This is a genomic window from Streptomyces sp. NPDC059957 (assembly GCF_042730015.1).
Taxonomy (GTDB): Bacteria; Actinomycetota; Actinomycetes; order Streptomycetales; family Streptomycetaceae; genus Streptomyces.
The window spans coordinates 34,193-49,983 of sequence record NZ_JBHWMB010000002.1 but is presented as its reverse complement, the minus strand read 5'-3'; the positions used below and the strand labels follow the sequence as shown (position 1 = coordinate 49,983).

Below are 15,791 nucleotides of genomic sequence, written 5' to 3'. Positions count from 1 at the left end.
GCGCAATACCCTGGGGGCGGTGGCGCCGCCGGACGAAGGAGTCGCAAGTGCCGTCGATCCTCGATGCGGTCGTGGTGGGGGCCGGGCCCAACGGGCTCACGGCCGCCGTTGAACTGGCCCGGCGCGGCTTCTCGGTGGCCGTCTTCGAAGCCGCGGACACCGTCGGCGGCGGGGCCCGGACCGAGGAGCTCACCCTCCCCGGCTTCCGGCACGACCCCTGCTCGGCGGTACACCCGCTGGGCGCCGGTTCCCCCGTATTCTCCACCATGCCCCTCAAGCGGTACGGGCTGGAGTGGCTGCACGCCCCGCTGCCCATGGCGCACCCCTTCGACGACGGCACGGCGGCCGTGCTCTCCCGCTCCGTCGCGGAGACGGCCGCGTCCTTCGGGGCCCGCGACGCGGGCACGTACCGGCGGCTGGTCGAGCCGTTCCTCGGCAAGTGGGACACCCTCGCCCGGGACTTCATGTCGCTGCCGGACACCGCGCTGCCCCGTGACCCGCTCACCCTCGCCCGCTTCGGGCTGGCCGGGCTGCCGCCCTCCACCTGGCTGCTGAGCCGCTTCCGCGACGACCGCGCCCGCGCCCTGTTCGCCGGCCTCGTCGCGCACGTCATCGCCCCGCTCGGCGGGATCGGGACCAGCGCCGTCGGCCTGGTCTTCGCCCTCGCCGCGCACGCGAACGGCTGGCCGATGCCGCGCGGCGGCTCGCAGTCCATCTCCGACGCCCTCGCCGGGTACCTGCGGGACCTCGGCGGGACCGTCCACACCGGGTTCGAGGTCAAGCGGCTCGACGACCTGCCGCCGGCCCGGGCGTACGTCTTCGACACCTCCCCGACCGCGCTGGCCCGCATCGCCCGCCTGGGCCGGGTCTATGACGGCTACCGCTACGGCGCCTCCGTGTTCAAGCTGGACTACGCCCTGGACGGCCCCGTCCCCTGGACCGCCGAGGAGCCGCGCCGGGCCGGCACCGTACAGATCGGTCCGCACACCCGCGACATCGACGCGGCCCTGCAACTGGCCTCCGGCGGACGGGTCCCGCGCACCCCCTTCCTCATCGCCGCCCAGCCCAGCCTGGTCGACCCCGGCCGGGCGCCCGAGGGCAAGCACACCTTCTGGGTGTACGGGCACGTCCCGGCGGGCTGGGACGGCGACCTCACCGAAGCCGTCGAGCGCCAACTGGAGCGCTTCGCCCCCGGGTTCCGCGACCTGGTGCTCGCCCGCGCCACGGCCGGTCCGCCGCAGCTCGCCGCCCGCAACCCCAACTACGTCGGCGGCGACATCGCCTGCGGGGCCGCCTCCGGGCTCCAGCTCCTGCTGCGCCCCAAGCTGACCCTGTCCCCGTACAACACGGCCCACCCGGCCGTGTTCCTGTGCTCCTCGGCCACCCCGCCCGGCCCCGGCGTGCACGGCATGTCGGGGCACAACGCGGCCAAGGCCGTCTGGCGCCACCTGCGCGCGAAGGGCGCCTGAGGGCGCGCTCCGCACCCGCCCGGGGGCTCGGGACGGCCTACCCGAAGGCGCCCTTGTGGGGGCCGATCGAGGGGTCGAGTTCGTGGAGCATCTTCCGGGCGTCCTCCAGGATCCCGGCGGTGCACAGGACCCGCCAGTCCGCGTAGCCGGGGGACTGCGCCAGCGCGGTCCGCAGGAAGCAGGTCTCGGCCTCGCCGAGCAGCCCCGCCAGGCGGGCCCGCATCTCGGGCGAGGGGGCGTCCTCCCGTACGTGTACGTCGGCCAGGTCGCCCAGCATCGCGGCGAGCGCGGCCAGCACCCCGTCCAGCCCGGCCGGGGCCTGCGCCCGCCGGGGCAGCAGGTGTTCCTCGTGCTGCGCCCAGTGCAGGGCAGGCGGGCGGCCCTCGCGGAAGGTCAGGTTGTACAGGCCGCGGGTGATCCCCCGGACCTGGTGGCCGACGTGGTCGAGGCACTGGGTGGCTTCGGCGAGCCGGTCCAGCCGGGGCCGTGCGAGCCGGCCGCGCGGCCGCCAGCGGACCGCGTCCTCCGCCTCGCGGACGGCCTGGCGCACCGTGTCGAGGTCCTTGGCCAGGGAGCGGGCGCGCCGGACCCAGTCCCCGGTGCGCGCGGACCAGTCGTCCCCGGCCAGCCCCCGGGCGATCTCCGCTAGTAGCGCGGCCATCTGCCGGTTCAGGCGGGCCAGTTCCTCACCGGCGCGGCGGGTGAAACCGGGCGCGGGCAGCGCGAGGCCCACGCACGTGCCGACGAGCACGCCGACGACGTTGTCCTCCAGCCGGGCGGCCCCGTACCCGAAGGTGGTGGCGGCGCCCATCACGAGCACGGCGGTGAGCGCGATCTGGTGCATCTGCGAGCCGAGGTTCATCACGCGTCCCGCGTACATGCCGGCCAGGACCACGAGGGCGACGCTCACCGTGTTCGTGCCGATCGACGCGGTGGCCGCCACACCGAGCAGGAAGCCGAACAGGATGCCGGCCGCCCGCTGCAGGCTCTTGCGCGCGGTGGCGAAGGGCGTGGTCTGCGTGGCGAGGATGGCGCCGACGGGGGCGAGCGAGGCCGACTCGGAGTGCAGGAGCACGGAGGCGATCCACCAGGCGAGTCCCGACGAGACCGCGGCGCGCAGGACCATGCTTCCGTCGCCGAAGCCGGCGGTCATCCGGGACCGCAGGCCCCCTGCTCCGACCGTGATGCCGGGTACCTTCATTTTCGGGACCTTACGTCACACTCTGCGTGGTCGGGCTCAGGCGGCGGCCGTCTCGGGCGCGAAGCTCCGCGCGGTGACGGCCGTACGGCGGGACCGGGCCCAGAAGCCGAGCGTCGCGCACAACAGCAGGGCGGCCGTGGCGTCCTGGCCCCAGGGGCCCTGCTCCGTGAGCAGGACGGCCAGGGCGGCGACGATCCGCGCGGTGGGCAGCGTGAGCGGCCAGGACACGAGCATGGCCCGTACGGTCCTGCGGCTCAGCACCCCGCCGGGGGTCGCGAGCCCGGCGCCGGCGACACTGCCGGTGACGGCGTGCGTGGCGGACACCGCGAAGCCCAGGTGCGAGGTGGTGCAGCACGGCCGCCGCGCTCGTCTGGGCCACGCAGCCCTGCCGCGGGCCGAGCCGGGTCAGGCCCGTGCCGAGCGTGCGGATGATGCGCCAGCCGCCCGTGTAGGTGCCCAGGGCCATCGTGAGCCCCGCGGCCGCGATGACCCACAGCGGGGGAGCGGACCCGGAGGGCAGGGAGCCCGCCGTGACCAGCGTCAGGGTGATCACGCCCATGGTCTTCTGCCCGTCGCCGGTGCCGTGCGCCAGGGAGACCAGGGCGGCCGCGAGCACCTGCCCGGCGCGTGCCGCGTCCCGCTCCGTTCCCTGCGCCGTCCCCGGCGGCTTCCGGGCCGCGCAGGCGTCCCGCCGCCCGCGTGGCCGCGTACGCCACGAGTCCGCCGATCGGCGGGGACAGTGCGGCCGGGACGAGGATCTTGCCGACCACGGCCGTCCCGTTGACCCCCTGGAGGCCCACCGAGGCGACGGTGGCGCCGATCAGCCCGCCCACGAGGGAGTGCGAGGAACTGCTGGGAATTCCGAGCAGCCAGGTCGCCAGATTCCACAGGACCGCCCCCGCCAGCGGCGCGAGGATGACCGGCGGGCGAATTCCGGCGTGCTCGTCGATGATCCCCCGGAGATCGTCTTGGCGACCGCCACCGAAACGAACGCGCCGGCCCGGCGAGATTGCACACCGCGGACATGGCCACAGCCACCTTGGGCCGCAATGCGCCGGTGGCGATGGCCGTGGCCACCGCGTTCGCCGTGTCGTGGAACCCGTTGGTGAAGTCGAAGAGCAGGGCCACAGCGATCGTGATCGCGATGAGCGTCGTGGAGGCTCCCTTTTCTTCGGAATCTGATGGATCGGTGTCCGATGCAATCTGAACGATGGCCGCCCTGGCCGCCACGGGCTCCGGGCGCGGCGGCGCCGGAGCCCCGGCCGCGGCGGAGCGCGAGTAGCGTGGTCGGCATGTCACGCATGCAGGGCGTGCCCGATGCCCCGGACGCGCGGCCCGGCGAGGGCTCACCCGAAGCCCCGGCGCTGACCGCGGCCGTCACCCGGCTGCGCCGCGCGCTGCGCGCCTCGATCCGTACGGAATACCCCTGGGAACAGCTCCCCATGGCCCAGGTGGAACTCCTCCAGGTCTGCGTCGAACACTCCCCGGTCCGCGTCAGCGAACTCGCTGCCCGCACGCGCCTGGCCCAGTCCACGGTGAGCGGCCTCATCACCCAGCTCGCCACGAGCGGGCTGGTCCGTCGCGAGGTGGACAGCGAGGACCGGCGCGCCGCCGCCGTCAGCGCCACCGACGCCGGCCGGCTGCGGCTGGCCGCCTGGACCCGCGCCCACGAACGCCGCCTGGAGCACGCGCTGACGGCCATGCCCGAAGCCGACCGTACGGCGCTCCGGGCGGCCCTGCCGGCCCTCACTCGCCTCGCCGCCCGCCTGGAGGAGGCGGATTAATCGGCGGGCGTGGCCGCGCTGACCCCCGATAGCGTGCGAGCACGTCCGCGAAGGAAGGAAACCCGATGCCGCGCATCACCCTGGTCCAGGGCGACATCACCGCCGAGGCTGCCGACGCCGTGGTCAACGCCGCGAACTCCTCGCTGCTCGGCGGCGGCGGGGTCGACGGGGCGATCCACCGGCGCGGCGGCCCGGAGATCCTGGCGGCCTGCGAGGACCTGCGCCGCTCCCACTACGGCAAGGGGCTCCCGACGGGCCGCGCGGTCGCCACCACAGCCGGCCGGCTTCCGGCCGGGCACGTGATCCACACGGTCGGCCCGGTCTGGTCGCGGGACGAGGACCGCTCGGAACTGCTGGCTTCGTGCTACCGGGAATCGCTCCGTGTCGCGGACGAACTGGGTGCTCGAACCGTGGCCTTCCCGGCGATCTCGACGGGGATCTACGGCTGGCCGATGGCCGACGGCGCCCGCATCGCGGTGGAAACGGTGCGCGCCACGAAGACGGCCGTGGAAGAGGTCCGCTTCGTCCTCTTCGACGCCCCGGCCTACGCGGCCTTCGAGGCGGCCCTGGCCTGAACCGCGGGCGCGGTGTGGAGCATCCACCCCCGTGCGCTTCAGCGACCGACCGACCGACTGTCTGCCGGCGGGCCAGGACTGGGAGCGGCCTGCTTTGCCGGCTCCGGTGCGGAGGTGGAGCCGGCTGGAGAGGCGGGTGTCCGGGTCGTCCAGGTCGAGGCCGAACAGTTCACCTCCTCTACAGCCGCAAGAACTCACGGCTCGAAGAGGCGGCCGAGCCCGCTGGAGAACAGGCCTCGGCCTGACACGCAGAGGCCGCACTCCTGTGACGGGGTGGCCATGAGGGCAGTCCGGGGCGGGGCTCCGTCAGCGGGCCGGCCGGCCGCCGCAGACTGTGGGCCATGAGCGAGAGCAACGCGGGAGCGGACCGCGAGTTGGTGGAGCGGCTGCACCGCCGCCTGGACCGGATCGAGGACCTGGTCGAACGTGCCGCCGGATCGGAGGAGGAGAGACCGGCCTGGCGGCAGCCCACCGAGGGAGAGGAACGGTGGGCGGTCACCGTGGCGATCCTGGTCGCCGTGGGGCTGCAGATGGTCCTGCCGGACCGGCTGACCCTTGATCCGCACTGGCTGCTCCCGGCACTGGAGGTCACCCTGCTGCTGGCGCTGGCCGCCGTCGACCCGCACCGGCGCTTCGATCGCAGCTCGATCCTGCTGCGCGGGCTCAGCCTGAGCCTGGTGGCCTCCATCAGCCTGGCCAACGCCTGGTCCGCCGTGAAGCTCGTACGGGAACTGCTGCACGGCACCGGACCGGAAGGGGCGCTCGCGCTGCTCAGCACGGCCGGCGCCGTCTGGGTGACCAATGTGGTCGCCTTCGCGCTCTGGTACTGGGAGTGGGACCGGGGCGGCCCGGTGGCCAGAGCGCAGGCGACCAAGGACTACCCGGACTTCCTCTTCCCGCAGATGGGACAGCAGGGGATCGCCTCCCCCGACTGGAAGCCCTATTTCGGGGACTACTTGTACGTCGCCTTCACCAATGCCACCGCCTTCAGCCCGACCGACACCATGCCGCTGACGACGTGGGCGAAGCTGCTGATGATGGTGCAGACGTCGGTGTCGCTGGTCATCGTGCTGCTGGTGGTGTCCCGGGCGGTGGGCATCCTGCAGTGAAGGCGCCGGCCGTCCCCGGATCAGGTGTCGAGGTCGGCGAGCCAGTTCAGGGCCCGCAGTCCGGGCATGAAGCAGTACTCGCCGCCGCGGGTGACGACGAACCGCGGGAGTTCCTGCAGGCGTCGGCGGACGGGTCGTGCGGGGACGGTGAAGGTGCCGGTTTCGTCGTTCGCCCCGACGATCGGGTCCTTTTCGGCGTAGCCGATGAAGATTCCGTCGTTGGCCCACTGGGTCTTGGCGAACTCGAACTGTCGCTTCAGGTGCGCTCCGGCGAAGATGAACACGATGCCCCGGTCCACACCGTCGTCGTCGAGGACGCCGTCGGGGAGCATCGGACCGTAGCTGGTACCCCGTCGGATCAGGCGGTGGAGGTTGACGTCGACCACCTCGCCCTTGAGGGCGTCGCGCGGGTTCATCCGCCGGGCATGCGCACCCGCCGGACACTTGAACCCGCGCTCGTCGTCGTCGAAGTAGAGGAAGTCGTTGTTGCGCTGAGCGTCGGCGCCCAGTGCGGGGTCGTCCCGTTCGGGGCAGAGCACCAGCGGTGCGCCGCTCGGCCAGCGTCCCACCATCTTCGCCGCGAGGAGCTCCTCGGCCTCCGGTCCGTCCGAGTGGTCGCGGAGGTACTGCCGGAATGCCGCCACGCGGGTGTGGAGCTTGCGGAACACGGCGTACGTGCCGTTGCGGCCGAGTACCTCGGGGTACGGCATCGGGGGCAGGTTCCCGGTTTCGTCGGGGTAGCCCAGGACGAACTCTCCGGCCTTGACGGGCCGCTCCTGGCTGGGCGGGCCGGGCGGCCCGCCCTCCACCGCCGGATTGCTGATCCCGTCCTTGAAGCCGAACGAGGTGCGCCCGGTCGGCAGCTGGTAGCAGTCCTGACGGAAGATCATCTCGACGCCGGAGAGCTCTTCGAAGGCGGCGAGAGCCGGCTCGAGGACCGCGTCGAGACGCGTCGCATCGGGGGAGAGGCAGGCCACCGCGACATGGACATCGGCGGTGCCGAGGGGCTTCTCCCAGTGGGCCGGCGCGCTGTCGCCGACGTCGCCGAGGAGCTCCGCCCGCGCGGCCATGCCCTGCCGGAACTCCGGAGCGAAGCTCTCGAGCGACTCGGGCGGCACACCCAGCGCCCTGAGGCCTTCGTAGGTGAGTCCTACGTTGACCCACACGTTCTGGTCCGGGTCCGGTGCGGCGGCGGCAGAACTGATCGCAGGGATGAGCCGCCGCAGCAACGCGCGCCCGGCACGGCGGTCGTCGATCCGTAGGAGAAAGTACCGGCCGACGTACGGCGAGGGCCGCGGATCCAGGATGCCGCCCTGGATGTCGTCCAGCTCGAGCGCGGGGGTGCCCACCGTCGTCATCCGCTGCCGTCCCGTCTGTCTCGTCCGTTGTCTCGTCCGGGTCACCTGTTGCCGTCCGCCGGCCCGGAAACCGTCGAGAGATGCTGCCTGGTACCGGCGGTCAGGTCGCTCCCGCGTCGAGAAGCTCCTGGAACGCCCGGTTCACCCGCAGCGCCTTCTTGAGCTCCTTCACCGTGGCGTCGGGGATGGCCCGGGAGTACCCGGCCGCGGTGTGCTGGTGAGCCATGACGAAGTCTTTGATCTTCGGGTCGCGAATGCCCGGGTAGTCCTCGGTGTGCTGAAGGATGCCGTCGAACACATCGGGGATCAGGGCAGCGAAATCATCGATGTAGACATCCCAGTCGCCGTCGAAGTTCGATGCGAACAACAGCCGGGTGTCGTCGTCGAAGAGCACCCATCGGGCATCGTGCAGCGTCCCGATCCGTGCCTGGATCACCGCCTCCCGCTCCAGATTGCTCTGGCCGAGGACCGTTCGGAGCTGCTGTCCCTGCCCCGGCTTGATCTTGAAGATGAGGGTGAACTCGTTCGTGGGTCCCCGGCTCATCCCGGGGCGTGCCTCTTGTGCCTGAGTCGCCATCGTTCACGGCCCTCTCTGCGCTGAAGTCGCTGGTCCGACATCGATGCCTGTCCCCGTCGGCACCGTCGCCAAGAGGACGAGGTCGCAGATCAGGCGAACGGGAGGATCGACGAGTCGTCCTGTGCCATCGGCATGGTGCCCTGTGCGTGCCCGATGGCCCGGTGGGGACATCCCGGGGAGGGCGGAAGATCACCCTGCCGGCTCCCCAAGCCTCCAGGCCGCTATCGGGGGCACCGGGGGAAGCTAGGAATTCGAGGGCTTTCCGGCGATGGCGTCGTACACCCTCACGCGCAGGCGGCGCTGCCATCCCCCGCGCTCCTCGCGGGCCCGCGCCCGCTCGGCCTTCCCGCTACCGGCCGGGTAACGGCGACGGGCCCAAGGGGATCCGGGACGGGCCAGCCGCACCGCCCCGACCACGGCGAGGACCGGGACCAGCATCCCCAGCAGGCCGGTGAAGGCCTTGCCCTTGGTGAGCGCCACCAGCGCGAATCCCGCGTTGACCGCGATCACGGTCGCGTACGTCCAGCCGGAGACGGGCGCCCCGTCCACCGACGCTTCGGTGGCCCCGAAAGGCGCCGCGCCGAGCAGCAGCAGGCCGCACACCGCCGCACCGACCACCACGGCGTCCACCGACAGCCTTCCCTCCTCGGACCAGTAGACGTCCCGCAGGTGCAGGATCAGCGCGAACTCGTCCAGCACCAGCGCCGTGCCGATGCCGAAGAGCGCAGCCTCGATCTCGGCCCACGGACGCGTACCGCCGATCGGGGAAGCCAGCCCCAGCCCGCCAATGATCATGAAGACCACACCGAAGACCACGTGGTGGATGTGCAGTCCGCCGGGCGTGACGTTCTTCGGCCACCAGGAGACCTCCGCCCGGATCATCCGGACACTGAGGCGGATGAAGAGGAACGCCCCGAGAAAGCCCAGCAGCAGGAAGAACAGGGGCTGCTTGCCCGGATCCAGGATCTCGCGCCGGTACCAGTCGCCCATCGGTCAGGCCGCGCGCTCGGTGGCGGGGCGGCCGCGCCGCCTCCAGGCGTAGACCAGGAACCCGGCGAAGGCCACCACCGAGGCGATCGCACCCGCCAGGGTGGCGCCGCGGAACCACGGCGCCTCCACGTCCATGACCCGCTGCCCGGCGTGCGAGGCGCTGCCGCCGCCTGCCACAACGCTCAGCGTCCACAGGTTCGGCAGGGCGAGGACCACGGCCAGGGCCAGCCACCCGGCCGTGGCCTTCCAGGGGCGCCGCTTGTGCAGACCGATCCAGGCCACGATGAGGGGCAGCAGCGTGCAGGCGATTCCGAAGGCCAGCCCGAGCACGAGCCCGGTGCCCAGGTGGCCGTCCACCGCCGCCCCCACCCGCTGGGACCACCAGCGGGGGATGGTCGCGGCCAGGATGAAGTAGGCCACGACGAGCACGGCCAGCGCCCCGGCACCGAGCAGTACGCGTTTGCGCCGACCGGGACGACCGGCCCCGGCCGCTTCCGCCTGCTGTGACGTCATGACCCGATGCTGGCACCCACCCGCCTCGCGCGCAGTCCGAGTACCCCTGGGTCCGCGACGCCCGGGGTGGCAGGTGTTGTTCCCGGTGCCCCGTACGCCCGCGCCTTACGGTGGGTTTTGTGACGGAACATGTGGCGGGCGCAACGGGCACGGAGACGGCCGCGGCCCAGCTCAAGGAGCGGATCTACGCGACGATCACCATGATCTCCGTCGTCATCGGGCTCGCGGGCAGCAGCCACGTGGCCGTCCCCGGAGCCGCTGCGACGGTCACGACCGCCTCGGTGGGCTTGTGGCTGGCCGCGCTGGTCGCCGATCAACAGGCCCACCGTGTGATGCACGGCGCTCTCGCGCGGGGACGGGAACTGCGCGCGATGCTCTTCGTCAGCAGCCCGCTGTTGCTGTCCGCTGTGGGACCCCTCGTGCTGATCGGTGTCTCGGCGCTGGGAGCGATGGGCCTGGAGACGGCCCTGCTCACGGCGGCCGGGGTCAACGTCGCCACCTTGTTCGCGTGGGGGTGCTATGGCGGGATCCGCATGGGCGGAGGGACGGTATTCGCGCTGATTGCCGGCGCGATCGACGCGGCGATCGGGACGGCGGTCGCGGTGGTCAAGGCCGCCACCGGACACTGACGCCTGTGGCGCGGCCATTATGGGCGCCAGGCTCAGACGGTAGCCCTGACGGCCTGGGGCATGGGTAAACCCTTCACACGGTCGGCCCGGTCTCGTCGCGGGACGAGGACCGCTCGGAACTGCTGGCGTCCCCTACGAAGCCTTCGCGGCAGCGGTGGGAGCCTGACCGCCCCGGTCGGTCCGAGGGGGCGGTTGAAAGAATATGTAGACCGGTCTAGTCTGACGCCATGGGACAGAAGGGCGCCGAGACGCGGGACCGACTGCTGGACGCGACGCAGGAACTGGTCGAGACCGGGGGCTATTTCAGTGCCGGGCTGAATCAAGTGATCGCGGCCAGCGGCGCGCCCCGGGGCTCGCTCTACTTCCACTTCCCCGGCGGCAAGGACCAGTTGGTCGGCGAGTCCGTCCGGCGGGCCGGGGGGATGATCGGCGATGCCCTGGGGGGCCTGGCCGACACCAGCCCGTCGGCGGCGGAGTTCGTCGGCGGGGTGCTGCGGCACCTGGGTGACCGGCTGGAGGAGTCGGGCTGGCGCAAGGGGTGTCCGGTGGCCACCGTGGCGCTGGAGATGGCCGCCACCAGCGACCCGCTGCACGAGGCGTGCTCGGAGGTCTACGCCTCGTGGCAGGAGGCCCTGCGCGCACGGCTGGCGGGCCGTCCGGACGCCGACGACCTCGCGGTCACCGTCCTGGCTCTGGTGGAGGGGGCGCTCCTGCTGGCCCGGGCGCACCGCAGCAGGGCGCCACTGGACAGCGTCTCCCGTCAGATCGGCGTCCTGCTGGGCTGATGCGGCTGATGGCCGATACGGCCCGCCGTCACCGGCGGGCTTCTCTTTCGCGCTAAAAATATGTAGACCGATCTATTTTGGGAGCTTTCATGGACGCGATCGTCTTCGGCGCGACCGGCTTCATCGGCCGCTCGCTCGTCGCCGAGCTGCTCACCCGGGGGCAGCGGGTGGCGGCAGCCGTACGCAATGACACCCTCACCCCCTGGCTGGCCTCCCAGGGCGTCGACACCGGCGGGCTGGACATCGTCGCCGCCGACATCACGGAGCCGCTTTCAGGGCTGCCCGAGGTGCGCGACGTCTACAACGCGGCCGGTCGCTTCGCCTTCGGCCTCGGTGTGCCGCAGGCGCGGGCGGTCAACGTCACCGGGGCGCTCAACGTGGTCGAGTGGGCGGCCGAACTCCCCGCGCTGCGCCGGCTGGTGCACATCAGCGGGTACCGGGTGAGCGGGTCCGGGGGCCAACCCGACTACGCCGGGCTGGGCGCGTACGAGGCGTCGAAGGTCGAGGGGGATCTCGCGGTGCGCGCCCGGGCCCGTGAACTGGAGGTCCCGCTGACCATCGCGAACCCCAGCACGGTCATCGGGCCGGGCCAGTACATCGGTCTGGCCGCCCTCGTCGAGGACCTATGGAACGGCAGGCTCCCCGCGCTGCCCGGCGGCCGCGACACCTTCCTGCCGATCACCACGATCGACTACTTCGTACGGTTCCTCGCGGAGGCCCCCGCATCGCCCGCGGGCGAGCACTACTGGGTGCTCGACGACAGCACTCCGCTCCTGCCCGAGCTGATCGGTGCGATCGCCGACCACACCGGCGTACGGGCACCTCGGCGGACCGTTCCCGCCGGCCTGCTGCGGCGCCTGCCGCGCAAGGTGACCGGCGCCGATCCCGAGACGCTGGCGTTCTTGTCGTCCGACCGCTACCCGACGGCCTCCGCCCGCGCCTTCGCCGAGAGCGCCGGTCTGGAGATGCCCCCGGTCGCCGGCGTCCTGCGCACGTGGGCCGACGACCTGGTGGCCGCCCGCTTCGGTGCCGCATCGCCCTGGCTGAGCCCGTACGGCTTCCACTCCGTGGCGGGCAGCCGCACCTGGGTGAGCGGTGAGCGCCACCGCCCCGACCACGTCCTGCTGCACGGACTCCCGATGAACGCCGACCTCTGGGCGCCCCTGGCCGGCCATCTCCCCGGCCCGGTCCTGGCCCCCGACCTGCCCGGCCTGGGCCGCTCGGCCGCCACGACCCGGCCGGTGGACGAGTGGCTGGCCGACATGCTGAGCCCCGTGCGGACCCGCCCCGTGCTGGTCGCACACTCCCTGGCCTGCGGCCCCGCACTGCGCTTCGCCGCCGATCATCCGGACCGCGTCGGCGGTCTCGTGCTGATCTCCCCGGCGTTCCTGCAGGCACCCGCCCCCAGGCTCACCCGCTCGGGCCTGGCCGCACCGCTGATGCGCCGCATGTCCGCCGACCGGCTGGCCCGGGCGCTCGGCGTCCCGGAGGGGCCGGAGGTGGAGAGCGCCGCGGCGGACCTGCGCCGTCGGGGCGTGGCGCGCCGGGTGACCGAGGCCCTCCGTACGGACTTCGCCGAGCGCGGCCGGTCGCGGGCGCTGCTGGACCGGGTGAGCGTCCCGGTCCGGATCGTCGTGGGCTCGGCCGACCCGCTGGTTGAGGCCGCAGGCCACCCGGTGGCCGTGATCGAAGCGGCCGGGCACTACCCCCAGCTGACCCACCCCTCCGAGGTCGCCCGCCACCTCGCCGCCGCCTCCGCTCCGATCGGCGGATGACCGGCGGATGACCGGCCTGGTCGGCCTGCTCTGCCGGGCCCGGTGAGCCGGCGACCGTCCGTGACCGGCTCAGGAGGGCCGTGTTCGCCTCGATGCGCCCGGGGCGGGCCGCGGGTACGTCCTGGACTGCTTGACGCTGCCGTACGCGAAGCTCGACTCGATCGAGGCGATGCCGGGAATGGCGTGGATGCGGTGGCGCACCAGGGCTTCGTAGGCTTCGAGGTCCTCGATCACGACGCGGAGCAGGTAGTCGCTGCTTCCTGCCATCAGATAGCAGTCCTGGATGTGCTCGATGACCGCGACGTGCTCCTCGAACAGCCTCACCGCTTCCGCCGTGTGGCGTTCGAGGCGGATCCGGACGAACACGGTGACCGGAAGCCCGAAGGCGACCTGGTCGACCATGGCGGTGTAGCCGCGGATGAGGCCCGCTTCCTCCAGGCGTCGAACCCGGCGCAGACAGGGCGACGGGGAGAGCCGGACGCGGTCGGCCAGATCCTGGTTCGACAGGCGTCCGTCGGCCTGCAACTCCCTGATGATCTGCAGATCGACTGCGTCCATGGCCACTCCTTGGCAGATTCTGCCCCAAACGTATGTCTAAGAGGCAGAACTGGCAATCGACTGCCCCGGGCGAAGCCCTAGCGTTGCCCGGGAGCGGGCCGGACCGGTCCGCTCTCAGAGGCTGGAGCAATTTCCTTGGTCGCGACGAACACCACCCCGGCGACCGCGCCTCCCGACGCGGCGGGCCCGAAGGCCGGACACCCCGGCCGGTTCGGGCTCTCCCCGCAGGCCGAGGGCATGCTGGCCCTCCTGCTGACCGTGGCGATCTGGGCTGCCTTCGCGCTCAGCGCCCGCGCCCTGAGCGCCTCCTCCCTCCTGCCCGCCGACGCGGCCCTGCTGCGGTTCGGCGTCCCCCTCCTCGTCCTGCTCCCCGCCCTGTGGCGGCGCCGTCGCCGCATCGCCGCGGTGCGGCCGGGCGTCGCCCTCAAGATCATCTGCGGTGCGGGGGTGCCCTTCTTCCTGGCGGCGATGCACGGCGGCGCCCTGACCTCCGCGGCCTTCGTCGGCTCGATCGTCCCCGGGATGGTCCCGCTGTTCGTCTCCGCCATCATGGTCGGCCGCGGACACGGCGCCCCGCGGGGAACGCAGGCGATCGGGCTCGCGCTGATCGCGTCCGGTGTGGTCGCCCTCGTCTGGCGCTACGTCGTTCCGGTGGACACGGACGTCCTCGCCGGCGCCGGCACGCTCCTGGTGGCCAGCGGCCTATGGGCCCTGTACACGGTGGGACTGCGCGAGGTGGACCTCGATCCCGTCGGGTCGATCGGACTGCTGTGCCTGCCCTCCTTCGCGGTGATCGCGGTCCTGGCCCTGACCGGGGTGCTCCCGACGGGCATCGTGCACGCGGCCGGCAGCGACATCGTGCTGTTCCTGGTGGTGCAGGGGCTCGGGGTCGGATTGTGCGCGGGCCTGCTGTACGCCTTCGCCATCCGCCGCCTCGGCGCCGAGCGCAGCTCCGTGGTCGGCAGCCTCAGCCCCGTCGCCGTCGTCCTGCTCGCCATCCCGCTGCTCGGCGAATCGCCGACCCTCGCCGTGCTGGTCGGCGTGCCCCTCATCACCGCCGGCGTCGTCCTCGCCAACCGCCGCCCCCGACCCGAGGTTCCCGCAGATGCTTGAGCTCCTCCCGCCGCCGCCCACCGACCCGCTGTGGGACCTGACCTACGAGTTCGGCGCCGACGACCGGCCCGAACGCATGAACCTCGTCCTCGGCGTCTACCGGGACCAGACGGGAACCACGCCCGTGATGGCCGCCGTACGCGAGGCCGAGATGCGCCTGGCGGAGCGCTCGGAGTCCAAGGAGTACCGCGGGCTCTCCGGCAACGCCGCCTTCAACCGCTCCCTGCTGGACCTGGTCCTGGGCCGCGGCCCGGGCGGACCGGCCGACCGGGCCGCGGCCGTACAGACCGTCGCCGGCTCCGGCGCCCTGCGGCTCCTGGCCGACCTGATCTGGCGGACCCGCCCGGGCACCACGGTGTGGGTCAGCGATCCGGCCTACGTCAACCACCGGCCCATCCTGGAGGCCGCCGGGCTGAAGGTCCGCCCCTACGGCTGGCGCGACGCCGAGGGCGGCTTCGACACGGCCGGTGTGCTGCGGGAACTGCGCGAGGCCCGGCGGGACGACGTCGTCCTGCTCCAGGGGTGCTGCCACAACCCCACGGGCGTGGACCCCCTGCCGGCCGACTGGGAGGCGCTGGCCGAGTCGGCCGCCCACGGCGGCTGGGTGCCCTTCGTCGACCTCGCCTATCACGGCCTCGGCGACGGCCTGGAAGCCGACCTGCTGGCCACGCGGATGCTGGCGGCGCGCGTGCCCGAAATGCTGATCGCCGTCAGCTGCTCGAAGAACTTCGGCCTCTACAGCGACCGGGTCGGCTGCGCCATCGTCCTCGGCGCCTCGGGCCGGGACGTGCGGCACGCCGAGACGGCCCTGCAGAACGCGGCCCGGACGCTGTACTCGATGCCGCCCGAGCACGGCGCGGCCGTCGTGACCACGATCCTGGAGGACGAGGGCCTACGGGCCGCCTGGCGGGCGGAACTCGATGTCATGCGGGGCCGGATCATGGCCAACCGGGCAGATCTGGTCGCCCACTTGAGCGCGCTGGGCCATACGGAAGGGGCGCGGTCGCTGGCACGGCAGAAGGGGATGTTCTCCATGCTGCCGCTCACGCCGCACCAGATGCTCCGGCTGCGCCGGCAGTACGCCGTCTACGGCACCACCTCGGGGCGGATCAACATCGCGGGAATCCCCGCGAACCGCATTCCCCGCCTCGCACAGGGGATCGCGGCGGTGCTCGACACGGCCGACGCGCCGCGGGTGATCCTGCCGGCCTAGTGCTGTGATCCTGCCGGCCCGGGGGCCGTGGACAAGACAGTCCCCGGCAGTTCGTCGATTCCACGAGCCATCCGCCGTCGCCGACGGCTCCCATGGTCGACATCTGCTGCCGGGGGCCTGGCCAGAGCCTGGAAAAGGGTCA

16 protein-coding genes and 2 pseudogenes are annotated in these 15,791 nt (G+C 72.6%); 9 read left to right on the top strand and 9 right to left on the bottom strand.

The features are described from left to right. Window positions 1-47 precede the first annotated feature (47 nt). The gene (locus tag ACFWBW_RS01705) at window positions 48-1,469 is read left to right on the top strand and encodes a phytoene desaturase family protein (RefSeq protein ID WP_385367502.1); all 1,422 of its coding nucleotides are present in this window, start codon (window positions 48-50) and stop codon (window positions 1,467-1,469) included. Between the two features lie 37 nt (window positions 1,470-1,506). On the opposite strand, the gene ACFWBW_RS01700 is transcribed toward ACFWBW_RS01705, so the two are convergent. The 4 genes and pseudogenes from ACFWBW_RS01700 to ACFWBW_RS01685 all read right to left on the bottom strand — a co-directional run. Continuing rightward, on the bottom strand, window positions 1,507-2,670 hold the full coding sequence (locus ACFWBW_RS01700) for an aromatic acid exporter family protein (RefSeq protein ID WP_385367501.1): 1,164 nt from the start codon (window positions 2,668-2,670) through the stop codon (window positions 1,507-1,509). Window positions 2,671-2,706: 36 nt separating this feature from the next. Further along, window positions 2,707-3,006 carry a hypothetical protein gene (locus ACFWBW_RS01695; RefSeq protein ID WP_385367683.1) on the bottom strand — a complete coding sequence of 100 codons (300 nt, stop codon included), beginning with the start codon at window positions 3,004-3,006 and terminating at the stop codon, window positions 2,707-2,709. Window positions 3,007-3,079: 73 nt separating this feature from the next. Beyond that, a pseudogene (locus tag ACFWBW_RS01690) lies at window positions 3,080-3,286 on the bottom strand (inorganic phosphate transporter); the annotation flags it as partial. A gap of 124 nt (window positions 3,287-3,410) precedes the next feature. Then, a pseudogene (locus tag ACFWBW_RS01685) lies at window positions 3,411-3,539 on the bottom strand (inorganic phosphate transporter); the annotation flags it as partial. 423 nt (window positions 3,540-3,962) lie between these two features. Between ACFWBW_RS01685 and ACFWBW_RS01680 the strand changes: the two are divergent. The 3 genes from ACFWBW_RS01680 to ACFWBW_RS01670 all read left to right on the top strand — a co-directional run bounded on the left by ACFWBW_RS01680 (window position 3,963) and on the right by ACFWBW_RS01670 (window position 6,138). Then, window positions 3,963-4,454 carry a MarR family winged helix-turn-helix transcriptional regulator gene (locus ACFWBW_RS01680; protein ID WP_385367500.1) on the top strand — a complete coding sequence of 164 codons (492 nt, stop codon included), beginning with the start codon at window positions 3,963-3,965 and terminating at the stop codon, window positions 4,452-4,454. Between the two features lie 65 nt (window positions 4,455-4,519). Next, window positions 4,520-5,029: an O-acetyl-ADP-ribose deacetylase gene (locus tag ACFWBW_RS01675; RefSeq protein WP_385367499.1), complete on the top strand. Its 510-nt coding sequence runs from the start codon at window positions 4,520-4,522 to the stop codon at window positions 5,027-5,029. 341 nt (window positions 5,030-5,370) lie between these two features. Then, entirely contained in the window at window positions 5,371-6,138 is a 768-nt protein-coding gene (locus ACFWBW_RS01670; RefSeq protein ID WP_385367498.1) for a hypothetical protein, read from the top strand. A gap of 20 nt (window positions 6,139-6,158) precedes the next feature. Here ACFWBW_RS01670 and ACFWBW_RS01665 read toward each other — a convergent pair whose 3' ends face one another. From ACFWBW_RS01665 to ACFWBW_RS01650, 4 genes are all read right to left on the bottom strand, one after another. Further along, window positions 6,159-7,496 carry a Dyp-type peroxidase gene (locus tag ACFWBW_RS01665; RefSeq protein ID WP_385367497.1) on the bottom strand — a complete coding sequence of 446 codons (1,338 nt, stop codon included), beginning with the start codon at window positions 7,494-7,496 and terminating at the stop codon, window positions 6,159-6,161. Between the two features lie 100 nt (window positions 7,497-7,596). Next, window positions 7,597-8,040, bottom strand: coding sequence for a hypothetical protein (locus tag ACFWBW_RS01660; protein WP_385367496.1), 444 nt, complete (start codon window positions 8,038-8,040; stop codon window positions 7,597-7,599). Between the two features lie 276 nt (window positions 8,041-8,316). Continuing rightward, entirely contained in the window at window positions 8,317-9,063 is a 747-nt protein-coding gene (locus ACFWBW_RS01655) for a hypothetical protein (RefSeq protein WP_385367495.1), read from the bottom strand. A 3-nt stretch (window positions 9,064-9,066) separates the two neighbouring features. Then, window positions 9,067-9,576: a hypothetical protein gene (locus tag ACFWBW_RS01650; RefSeq protein WP_385367494.1), complete on the bottom strand. Its 510-nt coding sequence runs from the start codon at window positions 9,574-9,576 to the stop codon at window positions 9,067-9,069. A 119-nt stretch (window positions 9,577-9,695) separates the two neighbouring features. On the opposite strand from ACFWBW_RS01650, the gene ACFWBW_RS01645 reads away from it, so the two are divergent. From ACFWBW_RS01645 to ACFWBW_RS01635, 3 genes are all read left to right on the top strand, one after another. Beyond that, the gene (locus tag ACFWBW_RS01645; protein ID WP_385367493.1) at window positions 9,696-10,205 is read left to right on the top strand and encodes a hypothetical protein; all 510 of its coding nucleotides are present in this window, start codon (window positions 9,696-9,698) and stop codon (window positions 10,203-10,205) included. Between the two features lie 227 nt (window positions 10,206-10,432). Continuing rightward, window positions 10,433-10,990, top strand: coding sequence for a TetR/AcrR family transcriptional regulator (locus tag ACFWBW_RS01640; protein ID WP_385367492.1), 558 nt, complete (start codon window positions 10,433-10,435; stop codon window positions 10,988-10,990). 89 nt (window positions 10,991-11,079) lie between these two features. Further along, window positions 11,080-12,765 carry an alpha/beta fold hydrolase gene (locus ACFWBW_RS01635; RefSeq protein WP_385367491.1) on the top strand — a complete coding sequence of 562 codons (1,686 nt, stop codon included), beginning with the start codon at window positions 11,080-11,082 and terminating at the stop codon, window positions 12,763-12,765. A 69-nt stretch (window positions 12,766-12,834) separates the two neighbouring features. On the opposite strand, the gene ACFWBW_RS01630 is transcribed toward ACFWBW_RS01635, so the two are convergent. Then, complete coding sequence (locus ACFWBW_RS01630; RefSeq protein WP_385367490.1) at window positions 12,835-13,323, bottom strand: Lrp/AsnC family transcriptional regulator; 489 nt, start codon at window positions 13,321-13,323, stop codon at window positions 12,835-12,837. A gap of 135 nt (window positions 13,324-13,458) precedes the next feature. Here ACFWBW_RS01630 and ACFWBW_RS01625 point away from each other — a divergent pair, with 135 nt between their 5' ends. Further along, window positions 13,459-14,436 carry a DMT family transporter gene (locus ACFWBW_RS01625; protein ID WP_385367489.1) on the top strand — a complete coding sequence of 326 codons (978 nt, stop codon included), beginning with the start codon at window positions 13,459-13,461 and terminating at the stop codon, window positions 14,434-14,436. Continuing rightward, window positions 14,429-15,649 carry an aromatic amino acid transaminase gene (locus ACFWBW_RS01620; RefSeq protein WP_385367488.1) on the top strand — a complete coding sequence of 407 codons (1,221 nt, stop codon included), beginning with the start codon at window positions 14,429-14,431 and terminating at the stop codon, window positions 15,647-15,649. Before ACFWBW_RS01625 ends, ACFWBW_RS01620 begins: the two co-directional genes overlap by 8 nt. Window positions 15,650-15,791: the final 142 nt, after the last annotated feature.

Bases quoted from the DNA above. Each gene is read 5' to 3' on its own strand.
- ACFWBW_RS01700 (WP_385367501.1), bottom strand. From the start codon at position 2,670: ATGAAGGTACCCGGCATCACGGTCGGAGCAGGGGGCCTGCGGTCCCGG.
- ACFWBW_RS01680 (WP_385367500.1), top strand. From the start codon at position 3,963: ATGTCACGCATGCAGGGCGTGCCCGATGCCCCGGACGCGCGGCCCGGC.
- ACFWBW_RS01675 (WP_385367499.1), top strand. From the start codon at position 4,520: ATGCCGCGCATCACCCTGGTCCAGGGCGACATCACCGCCGAGGCTGCC.
- ACFWBW_RS01670 (WP_385367498.1), top strand. From the start codon at position 5,371: ATGAGCGAGAGCAACGCGGGAGCGGACCGCGAGTTGGTGGAGCGGCTG.
- ACFWBW_RS01665 (WP_385367497.1), bottom strand. From the start codon at position 7,496: ATGACGACGGTGGGCACCCCCGCGCTCGAGCTGGACGACATCCAGGGC.
- ACFWBW_RS01660 (WP_385367496.1), bottom strand. From the start codon at position 8,040: ATGAGCCGGGGACCCACGAACGAGTTCACCCTCATCTTCAAGATCAAG.
- ACFWBW_RS01655 (WP_385367495.1), bottom strand. From the start codon at position 9,063: ATGGGCGACTGGTACCGGCGCGAGATCCTGGATCCGGGCAAGCAGCCC.
- ACFWBW_RS01650 (WP_385367494.1), bottom strand. From the start codon at position 9,576: ATGACGTCACAGCAGGCGGAAGCGGCCGGGGCCGGTCGTCCCGGTCGG.
- ACFWBW_RS01640 (WP_385367492.1), top strand. From the start codon at position 10,433: ATGGGACAGAAGGGCGCCGAGACGCGGGACCGACTGCTGGACGCGACG.
- ACFWBW_RS01635 (WP_385367491.1), top strand. From the start codon at position 11,080: ATGGACGCGATCGTCTTCGGCGCGACCGGCTTCATCGGCCGCTCGCTC.
- ACFWBW_RS01630 (WP_385367490.1), bottom strand. From the start codon at position 13,323: ATGGACGCAGTCGATCTGCAGATCATCAGGGAGTTGCAGGCCGACGGA.
- ACFWBW_RS01620 (WP_385367488.1), top strand. From the start codon at position 14,429: ATGCTTGAGCTCCTCCCGCCGCCGCCCACCGACCCGCTGTGGGACCTG.